Annotated in this window: 11 protein-coding genes; 6 read left to right on the top strand and 5 right to left on the bottom strand. The window is 75.0% G+C overall.

Annotated features, from left to right (window positions below; genetic code table 11):
* Window positions 1-633, bottom strand: a 633-nt coding sequence (locus tag ACFXA3_RS19685) for a biotin/lipoyl-binding protein (RefSeq protein WP_385188370.1), incomplete at its 3' end; no start/stop codon positions are given.
* A 266-nt stretch (window positions 634-899) separates the two neighbouring features.
* Between ACFXA3_RS19685 and ACFXA3_RS19680 the strand changes: the two genes are divergently transcribed.
* Window positions 900-1,529, top strand: a complete 630-nt coding sequence (locus tag ACFXA3_RS19680) for a hypothetical protein (protein WP_385188369.1) — start codon at window positions 900-902, stop codon at window positions 1,527-1,529.
* Between the two features lie 157 nt (window positions 1,530-1,686).
* Window positions 1,687-3,357: an alpha/beta hydrolase gene (locus tag ACFXA3_RS19675; RefSeq protein ID WP_385188367.1), complete on the top strand. Its 1,671-nt coding sequence runs from the start codon at window positions 1,687-1,689 to the stop codon at window positions 3,355-3,357.
* A 176-nt stretch (window positions 3,358-3,533) separates the two neighbouring features.
* Here ACFXA3_RS19675 and ACFXA3_RS19670 read toward each other — a convergent pair whose 3' ends face one another.
* Window positions 3,534-4,016, bottom strand: coding sequence for a lamin tail domain-containing protein (locus tag ACFXA3_RS19670; RefSeq protein ID WP_385188365.1), 483 nt, complete (start codon window positions 4,014-4,016; stop codon window positions 3,534-3,536).
* A gap of 514 nt (window positions 4,017-4,530) precedes the next feature.
* On the opposite strand from ACFXA3_RS19670, the gene ACFXA3_RS19665 reads away from it, so the two are divergent.
* The 3 genes from ACFXA3_RS19665 (at window position 4,531) to ACFXA3_RS19655 (ending at window position 6,595) form a co-directional block, all read left to right on the top strand.
* Window positions 4,531-4,827: a hypothetical protein gene (locus ACFXA3_RS19665; protein WP_385188363.1), complete on the top strand. Its 297-nt coding sequence runs from the start codon at window positions 4,531-4,533 to the stop codon at window positions 4,825-4,827.
* Window positions 4,828-4,889: 62 nt separating this feature from the next.
* Window positions 4,890-5,687 (top strand): ATP-grasp domain-containing protein, encoded by a 798-nt coding sequence (locus tag ACFXA3_RS19660; protein WP_385188361.1) that lies wholly within the window; start codon window positions 4,890-4,892, stop codon window positions 5,685-5,687.
* Window positions 5,687-6,595, top strand: coding sequence for an ADP-ribosylglycohydrolase family protein (locus ACFXA3_RS19655; protein WP_385188372.1), 909 nt, complete (start codon window positions 5,687-5,689; stop codon window positions 6,593-6,595). The genes ACFXA3_RS19660 and ACFXA3_RS19655 overlap by 1 nt, the downstream gene beginning before the upstream one ends.
* Window positions 6,596-6,623: 28 nt before the next feature.
* Here ACFXA3_RS19655 and ACFXA3_RS19650 read toward each other — a convergent pair whose 3' ends face one another.
* Window positions 6,624-7,778 carry a hypothetical protein gene (locus ACFXA3_RS19650; protein WP_385188359.1) on the bottom strand — a complete coding sequence of 385 codons (1,155 nt, stop codon included), beginning with the start codon at window positions 7,776-7,778 and terminating at the stop codon, window positions 6,624-6,626.
* 159 nt (window positions 7,779-7,937) lie between these two features.
* Between ACFXA3_RS19650 and ACFXA3_RS19645 the strand changes: the two genes are divergently transcribed.
* A complete protein-coding gene (locus ACFXA3_RS19645; RefSeq protein ID WP_385188358.1) occupies window positions 7,938-8,492 on the top strand; it encodes a putative immunity protein in 555 nt (184 codons plus the stop codon).
* Here ACFXA3_RS19645 and helR read toward each other — a convergent pair.
* Both helR and ACFXA3_RS19635 read right to left on the bottom strand, forming a co-directional pair.
* On the bottom strand, window positions 8,458-10,656 hold the full coding sequence (gene helR / locus ACFXA3_RS19640) for an RNA polymerase recycling motor ATPase HelR (RefSeq protein ID WP_385188356.1): 2,199 nt from the start codon (window positions 10,654-10,656) through the stop codon (window positions 8,458-8,460). The two genes, ACFXA3_RS19645 and helR, sit on opposite strands and share 35 nt — an antisense overlap.
* A 206-nt stretch (window positions 10,657-10,862) precedes the next feature.
* Window positions 10,863-12,215, bottom strand: coding sequence for a ricin-type beta-trefoil lectin domain protein (locus ACFXA3_RS19635; protein WP_385188355.1), 1,353 nt, complete (start codon window positions 12,213-12,215; stop codon window positions 10,863-10,865).
* Window positions 12,216-12,315 lie beyond the last annotated feature (100 nt).

Below are 12,315 nucleotides of genomic sequence, written 5' to 3'. Positions count from 1 at the left end.
GGCGTCCCCCCCGCCGGGGGGCCCCCCCCCCCCGCCCCCCCGCGCGCCCGCCCGGCGGGCGGCGGGCCCCCCCCCGCGGGCCCGGGCGGGGGGGGGGGGGGGGGGCCCCCCGGCGTTCTGCGCCTGGGTGAGCTGGGAGCGGGCCTGGGCCACCTGCGCCGCGTCCACGGTCGGCGTCGGCGTCGGGGCCGGCGCGGAACCACCCCGCGACGAGGAGGAGCCGCTGCCCGAGGCCGAGCTCACCTGACCCGCCTCCGCCTTGGTGAGGTTCGCCTGGGCCGCCGTCAGTGCGGCCCGGGCCTGGGCCAGCGTCTCCGAGGCGGCGGTCGGGTCGACCTTCCCGAGCTGCTGGCCCTTGGTGACCTTGTCGCCCGGCTTGACGTCGACCTCGGTGAGCCGGCCGCCGGTGGTGAAGTTCACGCCGGCATCGCTCGGCGAGCTCAGGGACCCCGAGCCGGACACGGTCGCGAGGACGGTGGCCTTCGTGACCGCCACGGTCCGCGCGCCGCCGCGCGCCGGACCGTCGCCGCCACCGGTCACCGCCGCGTACGCGCCGCCGGCGCCCGCGAGGACCGCCACTCCGAGCGCCGAGTTGATCAGGACGGCCCTGCGCCGCCGTGGGAACACCTTCATGGAGCGGGATCCTGGCCGCCCGCACTTTGGAGCCCCTGGGAGATTCCTGGGAGTTCCCTGGGAGCCGAACGCTCCGCCAGAGCCGGCATATCAGGGGATACGGGGTGTACCGCACGGCTGCCCGGCGTCGAAGGTGCGCCGGGGTCCGCACGCTGTCAGGCAATTCCCAGCCGACGCCCGGGCCGCCCCCATCTCCGTGCGGTTCAGTCTTTGTCGCCGACGCGCCCACGCCGCCGGCCGCCCGACGCCCCGAGGAGACAACGGACATGCCCTGGACCACGACCCGGTCGGCCACCCCGCGCACTGACGTCGCGTCCCGGGCGGCCCTGTGCGCCCTGCTCCTCTCGGCGTGCGGGCTGGTGCTCGCGGGTTGCTCCTCCGGTTCCGGCGGTTCCGGCGCCGTGAACGCGGCGGCCGGTGCCTCCGCCCCGGCGTCGGCCGCGCCGGACGCCAAGGCGATGGACGCGTACCGCCAGTGCCTGGCCCAGCACGGGGTCACGATGGCGCCGCGCCCGAGCGGCAGCGCCCGCCCCTCGGGCGGCACGCGCGGTCCCGGCGCCGGAGGCGGCCCGGGTGGCCGGGGCGGAGGCCGCGGGGCGTCGGCCGACCCGCAGCGCAGCCAGGCCGCGCAGGCGTGCGCGGGCCTGCGCCCGCAGTTCAACGGGCGCGGCGGTGGCCCCGGTGGTGACGGCGGGGCCATGAAGGCGTTCGCCGGGTGTCTCAAGGACCACGGAGTGGTGCTGCCGTCCGCCTCGCCGAACACGCCGGGCGCGGGCATGTGGAACATCCCCACCTCGGACCCGCAGTCGGCGCAGGCGTACGAGACCTGCAAGGCCCTGCTGCCGCAGCGCGGCGGCCAGGGCAGCCCCCGGCCGGGTGTGAGCCCGAGCGCCTGACGCGGCGGCGCCGCGGACGGGTTCCGGCTCCGGCCGGTCCGGTCCGGACCCGTTCGGCCGCGTGCCGGTTGCCCGGCGTGCCGGCCGCCGATGTGATGGCAGACGAGGCCTGCCGCCACCGCGCGGGCCCGTCTCCCGCCCACGGAAGGGGCCGGCGATGCGGACGACCGGCATATCGATGGCGTTGCGCGGGCCGGCCGGTGCGCTGGCCGGAGCCCTGCTGGCCTTGCTGTCGGCGGCCGGCACCGCGTCGGCCGGCGGCCCGGACGGCGGCCGCGCGGACCTCGTGCTGCGCTGGCGGCCGTGCCCGCAGAAGGCGCAGGCGGGCTTCGAATGCGCGGTGGCCCAGGTGCCGCTGGACCACGCCGCTCCCGCGGGCCGGAGGATCGACCTGGCGGTGATCCGCCACCGGGCGGCCGGCCCCGGGCGCTCCTTCGGGGCGCTGTTCTTCAACCCCGGCGGGCCCGGCGGCCCCGGGACCGTCGGACTGCCCGAGCTGTACGGCAGGTTCCCCGAGGAGCTGAAGGACCGCTTCGACATCGTCAGCTGGGACCCGCGCGGCATCGGCGAGAGCACGGCGGTGCGCTGCTTCGACAGCGCCGCCGAGGCACAGGCCTGGAACGAGAAGGTCCCGCCGTTCCCGGTCGGCGTCCGGGAGCAGCGGGCGTACGTCGCCGCGCACGCCGACCTGGCGAAGCGGTGCGAGCGGCGGGACCCGGAGCTGCTGCGCCACGTCTCGACCGCCGACACCGCGCGCGACCTGGACCTGCTGCGCCGGGCGGTGGGCGAGGAACGGCTGCGCTACTGGGGCGTCTCGTACGGCACCCTGCTCGGGGCGACGTACGCGAACCTGTTCCCGGACCGCGTCGGAGCGCTCGTGGCCGACGGGAACGTCGACCCGCAGGCCTGGGCGGACCGGGGCGGGGGCGGCGACCCGGAGCGCAGCACCTTCCTGCGCCTGGGCTCGCACCTCGGCTCCGCCGGCACGCTCGCCCGCTTCCTCGACCACTGCGGCCGCGCGCCGGTGTCCCGCTGCGCCTTTTCCGCCGGAGGCCCGGCGGCGACCCGGGCCAAGTACGAAACGCTGCTGGAGCGCCTCTCCCGGCGGCCGGTCGGGAACTGGACGTACGCCCGTACGGTGAGCACGGTACGGGCCGGCCTCTACACGGTGCACCCGGGCTGGACCGCGACCGCCGGCATCCTGCAGACCCTGTGGCGGGGGCGGGCGCCCGCCGAGCCCCCCGCGCCGGCCGGGCCCGCCCGCTACCCGGGGTTCGAGCAGCTGCACGCGGTCCTGTGCGCCGAGAGCCCCAACCCCGCTTCGCCCGGCAGGTATCCCGCACTGGAGCGGCAGGCGGTGAAGGAGGCGGGGCCGCTCGCCCGGTGGTGGGTGTGGGCGAACGAGCCCTGCACCGCGTGGCCGGCCCGGGCCGCCGACGCCTACACGGGCCCGTGGAACCGGGCCACCGCGCACCCGGTGCTGGTCGTCAACCCGGTGTACGACCCGGCCACCCCGTACCGGGCCGGACAGGCGATGGCCGCCCGGCTCGCGCGCGCCCGCCTGCTGACGCTCGACGGCTACGGGCACACGGCACTGGACAACCCGAGTGCGTGCGTGAAGCGGCACGTGGTCCGGTACGTGCTGACGGGGGCGCTGCCGCCGGAGGGTGCGCGGTGCGGCCAGGACGTACCGCCGTTCGCGAAGCCGGGGGAGTCGCCGGCGGGGACCGCGCAGAGCAGCCCGGTGTCCCGGGCGGTGGTGCCGCTCGCGGACGGCCGGACGCTGCGGACGTGGCCGCCGGCGTGGCTGCCGCGCCGGGCGGGCTGACGGGAGGGGTGGGCTGACGGACGGCCACCGGCACGCGACACGGAACGGGCGGGAACGCGGGAGCGGCGTGCCGCGGCCTCATCGCCGTGACACGCCGCTCGCGGTGGGCCGGCGGCTCACGCTCTCGTCCGCGTGACCACCGGCCGGGTCAGCCCCTCGGGGCCGGCCGGTCCGGATCAGTGGTGGCGGTGGTGGCGGCGGCCGTCCCACGAGTCGGAGTCGACGACGTTGCCGCGGTTGTCGCGCAGCGTGGCGCTGTCGCGCTCGTCCCACACCTGGTCGCGGCGGTCCTGGTACACGTCGTGACGGGTGTCGCGGCCCTTGCCGGTGTGGACCTTGACGCTGGAACGGCCTTCCAGGCGGAAGTCGTTGAACCGGTAGCGGTTGCCCTGGCGGTCGGTGAGGGTGTAGCCGCGCAGGTTGACGCTGTGGCGGCCGGTGTTCTTCAGCTCGACCCACTCCCCGTTCAGGGCGCGGGCGGAGCGGTCGTTGCGGCCGGGGCTCTCGTACTGGACCTCGCCGATGACGATCGAGGACTGCGGTGCCCGGTGGTCACGCTGGTGGCCGTCCGCGGCGGCCGGCAGGGCGGCGGCACCGACCAGGGCGCCTGCGGCCAGGAACGCGGAGACGACCCGGCGGGTGGCGAGAGAAGCAGACATGAAGATGACCCCTTCAACAGACAGCAGCCCTACCCGGCCCGTTGGAGGGGGGTGGGCTTCGAACCGTTCCCGGCGTCCTGCCGAGGAGGCACACTCTGGCCCGCCACCGCCACCGAAAGCCACTCATTCCGAGCGTGTTCCCCCGTGTTGCCCAATGCGGACATAACCGTGACTCTCGCTTGTACCGGACACGTGTCAAAGCGGAGCTGACGCGGACCGCTGCGGCGAACGCGGCAGCCCTTGGGAGGGCTGGAAACAGGGGCCGTCCCGTTCGGACGCCCACCGCGGACGGCCGTCGTCCGCCGTACTCCGAACGGGTGCAGGCCCGTGTAACGGCCCCTCGCGCCGCCCTTTCGCACGCACGGGCGAGAAAGATCCGTGCGTTCCCTCGACAGGTTCTGAACAGGGCGCCCACACCACCTCCCGGGTGGAGGCCCTAACCTCGACCGGGCGGGGCAGACGAGGGTCGGACGCCACCGCACAAGAAGCAGCCGAGGGAAAGCAGAGGTACGTCATGGCCGACGAGCCCACCGAACGGGAGCGCGCGGAACGCGACCGCATACGCGGCGCAGCCACCGGCATGAGCCACCACGAGGCGGCCGAGGCCCTCGAAGCGGCCGAGGAGGCCCTCGCGGCGCCCGAGGACGAAGAGGTGGCCCGGGCCGCGGTGGCGGAATGGGAGCGCATCACCGAGCTGCTCGCCGACCACAGCGGTCCGTACGCCCCGGAGTCCGACCCCTTCGTCCAGGGCCAGCTCACCGCACGCGAGAACCTCCACACCGTCGGCGCCTCCCGGGCCGCCTCGGACTGAGCCGGGCCCGCCCGCCGCAAACGGGTGGGTTGCCGGGGCGCCCCTCTTGTAGCGTCCGCGTCATGGAAGACCGCACCGCACCCGTCCTGTTGCTGAACCCGCCCCGCACCAGCACCGCGGAACTCCTCGCGCAGGCGGCGGCCTGGCGCGGCTACGAGGTGCTCGCCCACGCGGGCCGGGCCGAAGGCCGCCGGACGCACTGGTACGGCGGCCCGCTCGCCGCCGACGTCCTGGCCGGACGGCTCGGCGTCGGACTCCTTGAACCCCCCGACGACTGGCTGACGACGCTGCCCGCCGCCCTGCTCCGGCGCCCCGTGCGCCTCACGACGCTCGCCGAAGCCCGCTCGCTGCCCGGACCCGCCTTCGTGAAACCGCCCTCCGCGAAGATCGACGTGCTGCCCGCGGCGGTGTACGAGGACGGGGCCGCACTGCCCGCAGGACTCGACGGCCGTACCCCGGTGCTCGTCAGCGGCGTGGTGGAATTCGCCGCCGAGTACCGGCTGTTCGTACGCGACGGGGAGGTCGCGGCCGGCAGCCGCTACGCCGTCCACGGACGCCCCGATCCCGCACCGCTGGACGCGGACGCGCACGCGTTCGCGCGCGAGGTGCTCCGTGTCGCCGCCGCCGGCCTGCCGAGCGCCGTGTGCGTCGACATCGGCCGGCTCGCCGACGGCGGCTGGGCCGTGGTGGAGGCCAACATGCCGTGGTTCGCGCACTGTTATGCGGCCGAACCCGACCGCGTCCTCGACGTCGTCATTCGCGGCGCCGGTCCCCTCGCCGACGTGGCGGAACGCGACCTGCCGTTCCTGCGCAATACTCCCGTGCGGGAGCCCCGGCGTGCTGGAACAGTGTCCCTGTGATCGACATACCCGCCACCGCGCTGGACTCGTTGTACGGGCTCGCCTTCGGCGACGCCTTCGGTGACCGGTGGTTCGGCGTCCTGCGCCGCGACGGTGAGGCGGCGCTGGAGGCGCGGACGCCGCCCCCCGAACCGCTGTGGCAGTGGAGCGACGACACCGCCCAGGCGTTGGTCCTCGTACGGGAACTCGCCGAGGGCGGCGGCACCGTCGACCAGGACCGCCTCGCCCTGCGCTTCGCGGAGGCCTACGCCGCCGACACGCACCGCGGCTACGGAGCCTCGATGCACGACGTGCTGCGCCGCATCGGCGCGGGCGAGCCGTGGCGGGAGGTGGTCGCCGGACAGTTCGGCGGACAGGGCTCCTGGGGCAACGGCGCGGCCATGCGCGCCGCTCCGCTCGGCGCCTGGCACGCCGCGGACCTCGATGCGGCCGCCGAGCAGGCCGCCCGGCAGAGCGCGGTCTCGCACCACCACCCGGAGGCGGTCGCCGGAGCCGTGGCGGTCGCCCTCGCCGCGGCGCTGGCCGCCCGCAGCCGGGGCGTCCCCGCCCCGGCCCGGCCGGAGTTCCTCGGGGCGGTCGCCGAACGCCTCCCCGCCGGCGACGTCCGGTCGGGGCTGCGGATCGCGGCCCGGATGCCGCAGCGGACGTCCGTGCGGCACGCCGCGGAAGTCCTGGGCTCCGGCTACCGGATGTCCGGGCCCGACACCGTCCCGTACGCCCTGTGGTGCGCGGCCGGGCACCTCGACGACCTGCACGAGGGCCTGTGGGTGACGGTCGCCGGGCGCGGCGACATCGACACCACCTGCGCCATCGCGGGCGGGGTGATCGCCGCCCGCACGGGCGTCGCCGCCCTCCCCGCCGCCTGGCACGCGGCACGTGAACCGCTGCCGCCGGTGGTGCCGGGGTAGGGACCCCGCCCTTCGGCGGGTGGGGTCCTCAGGCGCCGGTCGGGGCGCCGGGCGCGGCGGACGGGGCGTCGGGTCCGGCTGCGGGCCGGTCCGCCGCGAGCTCGGCGAGGATCGCCTCGGCGAGCCCCTCGCGCCGTATCCGCTGGTCGACGTACACGAGGCCGCTGACCAGTTGCGTGAACCCGATCTGGAACATCTGGCCGACGGTGGTACCGAAGACCATGGCGAGGAAGGCGAAGACCAGGGCGGTGATCAGGCCGCCGGTGGGGGCGCTCCCCTCGGGCTGGTCCGCCAGCGCGGGAACCACCGCGAACATGCCGATGGCGTTGAACGGCATCTGGACCAGCCACGCGACCGCACCCGCGATCATCCCGCCCACCAGGGTGCAGCCGAAGATCCGCCACCAGTCGCCCCGGACCAGCTTGGCCGAGCGGCGCAGTGCGGTGACGGGGCTCGCGCCCTCGAGGACCACGGCGGCCGGAGCCAGTCCGAGCCGGGTGGTGAGCCACACCGTCAGCGGGAGGGCGGCCAGCAGGAGCACCGGCAGGACGCCGAGCAGAGCCGGGGCGCCGTTCCCGGAGGCCACGGTGATCACCAGCGGCACCCACACGGCCAGGACGGCGAACACCGGGGCGCCCGCGATCACCAGGGTGAGCAGCATCGCGCCGGCCACCGCGGGGGCCCGCCGGACGGCGGCGCGCCGCATGGCCCGGGAGGTGGTGGGGCGGCCCATGACCGCCTCCTTGAGCACCGCCTGACACAGCGACACGAGGACCGCCATGCCCAGCATCCCCACGACGAGGAGCAGGACGAACACCAGGCTCCCGGCGACGACCAGCGGCACCACGTCCTCGGCCCCGGGGGACCGCCCGTACGGCGGATCGAAGACCGGCCCGACATGCGCGTGCACGACGGCCACGGCGACGCCCACCACGAGGGCCATCACCGGCAGGACGACCGCCTGTACGGCCAGCATGACCCCGGCGAGCTGCTTCCCGTGGGCGCGCAGGACCGCGAACGCCCCGCGGAGCATGTCCCCCAGCGCCAGCGGCCGCAGGGGTATCGCCCCCGGCTGCGGCGTCGGCGGCGGCCAGCCGCCCCAGGGCGGGACACCGCCCCATCCGCCGCCGTGGCCTCCCGGCCCGGTCGCTCCGACGGGTCCCCACCCTGTGTTCTGCGTCATGCACATGCTCCGTAGATCGTCCCCCGAACGGAGCCACAACGTATCCCACCTGCGGGGCCGCCGGACCGCCGGCACGCTCCGGGCCTACGGGCCTACGGGCCTACGGGCCCACGAGCCGAACCCGGGGACCGGCCCGCAGGGTTGGGGCAGAATCGGGTCATGGCAACCGAGTCGGAGAAGATCGAGCTGAGCGAAGACGAACTGCGCGAGATCGCGGGGTATGCCGCCGACTGCGCCCGCAGGGCGCTGGCGCTCTTCGAACAGCACCGCCCCGCCGATCCGCGCCCCCGCGAGGCCATCGACGCGGCCTACGCCTTCGCCGGGGGCGGACGACGCACGGCCGCCCTGCGGCAGAGCGCGTGGGCGGCGTACCGGGCGGCCCGGGAAGCCGGCGTACCCGCCGCGATCGACGCGGCGCGCGCGGCGAGCCACGCCGCCGGCGCCGCCTACCTCCACCCCCTGGCCAACGCGCACCAGGTGAAACACGTCCTCGGCGCGGCAGCGCACGCGGCGCGGGCGGAGGAACTGGCCTCCGCGCAGGACGGGGCCTCCGCGCAGGACGGGGCGTCCGGCACCGACGGGACCCTCGACTGGGCCCGCCACCACGCACCCCCGGCCGTCACCGCGGTCCTCGGCCGGCTGCCCGCCGCGCCGCCCGGCGGAGGACGGGTGGGCGAGCTCATGCGCGATCTCGGCGCGGCCCTCCGGGCGTGAGGACCACGAGCTGCCGCGTCGCGCGGGTCATCGCGACGTAGCGGTCCACCGCCCCTTCGATGCCCTCGCCGAAGCCGTCCGGGTCGACGAGGACGACCAGGTCGAACTCCAGCCCCTTCGACAGGCCCGGGGTCAGCGAGCGTACGCGCGACCTCTCCCGGAACGTTGCGGCTCCGCGGCCGTCGGCACCGATGACACAGGCGACCCCTTCGGCATGCGCGTCGAGCCAGCCGTCGAGGACCGCCTCCAGGTCCGCGACGGCTCCGTGGACGACGGGGATGCCGCTGCTGCGCACGGAAGCCGGCACGTTGGCATCGGGGAGCGCGGCCCGGATGACCGGCTCGGCCTCCGCCATGACCTCCTCCGGGGTGCGGTAGTTGATGGTCAGGGAGGCCACCGTGATCCGGTCGAGCCCGATCCGCTCCAGCCTTTCCCGCCACGACTCCGTGAACCCGTTCCTGGCCTGGGCGCGGTCCCCGACGATGGTGAAGCTGCGGGACGGGCAGCGCAGCAGCAGCATCTGCCACTCCGCGTCGGTCAGTTCCTGGGCCTCGTCCACGACGACGTGCGCGAACGGGCCGGCCAGCCGGTCCGGGTCGGCGGCGGGCAGGGCTGACTCGTCGACCAGACTGCTCTGGAGGTCCTTGCCCCGCAGCATCGTCACCGCACCCTCACCGTCGTCGTCGGCGGCGAGGATGTCGTCGATGACGCCGGCCATCCGCTCGCGCTCGGCGGCGAGTACGGCCTCGTGCCGGCGCTTGCGGCGGGCCGCCTCCGGGTCGCCGAGCCGCTGCCGCGCCGCGTCCAGCAGCGGCAGGTCGGACAGAGTCCAGGCGCCGGCCTCCTCCCGCTGCAGCTTGTGCACCTCCTCGCGGCTCAGCCAGGGAGCGCACATCCGCAGGTAGGCGGGGACGGTCCACAGGTCTGCGACGAGGTCGGCCGCTTCGAGCAGCGGCCACGCGCGGTGGAGGGCCGCCGTCAGCTCCCGGTCGGCCAGGACCGACCGCCGGAACAGGGCGGCCGGAACCGCGTCCTCCTCGTCGGCGTCGCCGTCGTGCTTGTCCTTCAGGATCGTGAGCAGCTCCTCCAGGATCAGCTCGCGCGCCTCGTTGTGCGGGGTGCCGGCCGCGGCCCGGAACGCCTCGGCCCAGTCGTCGGCGGTCAGCGGGATGTCGGACCAGGCGGTCGTGACCGTCATCCTCGTGGTGGGCGGCTCCTCGTAGATCCCGACCGCCTTCTCGACGGCCTTCACCATGTCCGCGGACGACTTCAGGCGCGCCACGTCCGGGTCGGTCTCGGCCGCCGCCCCGGCTCCCTCGGCGACGAGGTCCCGCACGGTGCAGGTCTGTACGCCCTCCTCCCCGAGGCTGGGCAGGACGTCGGAGACGTAGGCCAGGTAGGGCTGGTGCGGACCGACGAACAGCACGCCGCCGCGGCGGTGGCCGAGCCGGGGGTCGGAGTAGAGGAGGTGCGCGGAGCGGTGCAGGGCGACGACGGTCTTGCCCGTACCCGGACCGCCGTCCACGACGAGGGCGCCGCGGGAGCCCGCGCGGATGACGGCGTCCTGGTCGGCCTGGATGGTGCCGAGGACGTCACGCATCCGGGGCGACCGGTTGCCGCCCAGGCTCGCGATGAAGGCGGACTGGTCGTCGAGCGCGGCGTGCCCTTCGAACCCGTCGGCCGTGAACACCTCGTCCCAGTAGTCGCTGATCCTGCCGCGGGTCCAGCGGTACCTGCGGCGGCTCGCCAGCCCCATCGGGTTCGCGTGGGTCGCGGCGAAGAACGGCTCGGCGGCGGGGGACCGCCAGTCGACCAGGAGCCGGCGCCCCGCGCCGTCGGTGAGGCCGAGCCGCCCGATGTACACGGGCTCGGCGTCGTCGGCGCCGACGACGCGTCCCAGGCACAGGTCCAGGCCGAAGCGACGCAGCGCGCGCAGGCGGGCGGTCACCCGGTGGATCTCGCTGTCGCGGTCCATCGCCTCCCGGCCCACACCGCCGGGCGACCTGCGCAAGCCGTCGAGACGGTCGGACAGTTCGGCGACCGACTGGTCGAGGCTCTCGGCGAGGGCCGCGAAGTGCCGCTCGTCGCCGGCGATCAGCGCCGCGTCGGCCTTGGCGGAGAGGTTGACGGGAAGGTCGAAGGCGTGGACGGTGTTGGTGCGCACGTGGTGGATCTCCCGTTTTCGCAGGTACTGGCTTCGAGGAGCGATTCTGCGGCAGCACGGGGGCCTTGCCGCAAGGCCCCCTGTGCGTTATAACTTGAGAGTGGAAAGGAGTGCCCACTCCTCCTTCCCGATCTCTTCGCCCCTCCGCACCTGACGAGCGCACGACCCGCGCCCCCGTGCCGGGAGCGCGAACCGTGCGTCATCCGCTACTTGGGAGCGACCCAGACCTGCCGCTTGTCGGTGTTCGCCGCGTACAGCTGGACCTTCGTCCCGTTGACGGTCGAGCCGCCGCTGACGTCGAGGACCTTGCCCGACGCGGTGTGCACGATCTGGCCCTTGGCGTTGACCGACCACTTCTGGGCGGCGGTGCCGTTGCAGTCCCAGAGCTCGATCTTGTTCCCGTCGGCCTTCAGGTTGCGGGAGTTGTCGAGGCACTTGCCGAGAGCGCGGAACGTGCCGTCCTTCCCCAGGATCCAGGACTGCGCGGCGCTGCCGTTGCACGTGTGGAGCTGGATCTGCGTGCCGTTGACCGCCTTGCCCCCCTTGACGTCGAGGCACTTGCCGCCGAGACCGGTCACCTTGCCCTGCGGGGACAGCGCCGCGCCGGCGTTCGCCGCGAGGAGGCGCAGCCCCTGTACGTCGAACTGCTGGACGTACGTGCCCGCCCGCTTGTCCTGGTAGGCGTACGTGGGCGAGCACATGACGGGGAACTCGCCCGAGTCGGTTCCCTTGACGCAGTCGCTCTTGGTCAGGCTGCGGTTGGCGTGGGTCAGGCCCAGCGTGTGCCCGATCTCGTGGCTGACGTGGTTGCGCATGTACGTCTCGCCCATCTCCGCCGTGGGCTTGCCGGCCGCGGTGAAGAACTCGTCGTCGATGTAGGCGTGCCCGCTGGTCACCGTGTCCGCCACGGACGAACCGGTGAAGCCGCAGCTCAGGTTCGCGCTTCCGGTTCCGTCCCGGACCACCTTCCAGCCGGTGCTGCCCATGCTGCCCTCGCCCTCCGGGGGCACACAGGGCCGGTGCAGCACCCCGATGACCACCTCGCCCCTGGGGCGGGCGTAGTCCCAGCCGACGGGCCGGGTGTCGACCGTGACCGGCAGGTTCGTGATGCGCTGGAGGTCCGCCGCCGTCGCCTTGGCGTACGGGGCGAGCCAGTCGGCGGACTTCTGGTCGTAGAACTTGATCGTGTAGCCGGTCGCCAGCCACTTGGTGGCGCCCGCGAGCTTCCACCCCTCGCCCTGCGGGGGAGTGGCGGCCCCGGCGGCCGCGGTGCGGGGCGCCGCCGCGGGGCGGCCGGCGCCGAGGGCCATCACACCGTTGCTGAACGGGGTGTTGTCGCTGGCGGAGAGAGCGGAATCCACCGCGTGGGCGTCGAGCGCCTCACCGATCGGCACCTCCCCCTCGGCGGTATCGGCCGGCGTCGGCGTGGCGGCCGCCGTCGGTCCGGAGCCGGTGTCCTCGGTGCCGAACGCGGGGGACAGCTCCAGACCGGTCACTGCTGCCGCGACGACGCACGCCGCGACCAGAGGTATGCGAAATTTCTTCGCCGTGAATGCCAAGTCCCGTTGCCTTTCATCGTGATCACTCCCGGGGGGGGCGCGGGGGGGCCGCGGGGGCGCCGCGCGCGCCCGCCCCGGACTCCACGGTGTTCACGGGCGG

It is taken from the genome of Streptomyces sp. NPDC059456 (assembly GCF_042750055.1).
Taxonomy (GTDB): domain Bacteria; phylum Actinomycetota; class Actinomycetes; order Streptomycetales; family Streptomycetaceae; genus Streptomyces.
This window is presented reverse-complemented; position numbering and strand designations above follow the sequence as displayed.

What these genes read in the sequence shown, in the direction of transcription:
- ACFXA3_RS19680 (WP_385188369.1), top strand. Translation starts at nt 900, where the DNA reads ATGCCCTGGACCACGACCCGGTCGGCCACCCCGCGCACTGACGTCGCG.
- ACFXA3_RS19675 (WP_385188367.1), top strand. Translation starts at nt 1,687, where the DNA reads ATGCGGACGACCGGCATATCGATGGCGTTGCGCGGGCCGGCCGGTGCG.
- ACFXA3_RS19670 (WP_385188365.1), bottom strand. Translation starts at nt 4,016, where the DNA reads ATGTCTGCTTCTCTCGCCACCCGCCGGGTCGTCTCCGCGTTCCTGGCC.
- ACFXA3_RS19665 (WP_385188363.1), top strand. Translation starts at nt 4,531, where the DNA reads ATGGCCGACGAGCCCACCGAACGGGAGCGCGCGGAACGCGACCGCATA.
- ACFXA3_RS19660 (WP_385188361.1), top strand. Translation starts at nt 4,890, where the DNA reads ATGGAAGACCGCACCGCACCCGTCCTGTTGCTGAACCCGCCCCGCACC.
- ACFXA3_RS19650 (WP_385188359.1), bottom strand. Translation starts at nt 7,778, where the DNA reads ATGACGCAGAACACAGGGTGGGGACCCGTCGGAGCGACCGGGCCGGGA.
- ACFXA3_RS19645 (WP_385188358.1), top strand. Translation starts at nt 7,938, where the DNA reads ATGGCAACCGAGTCGGAGAAGATCGAGCTGAGCGAAGACGAACTGCGC.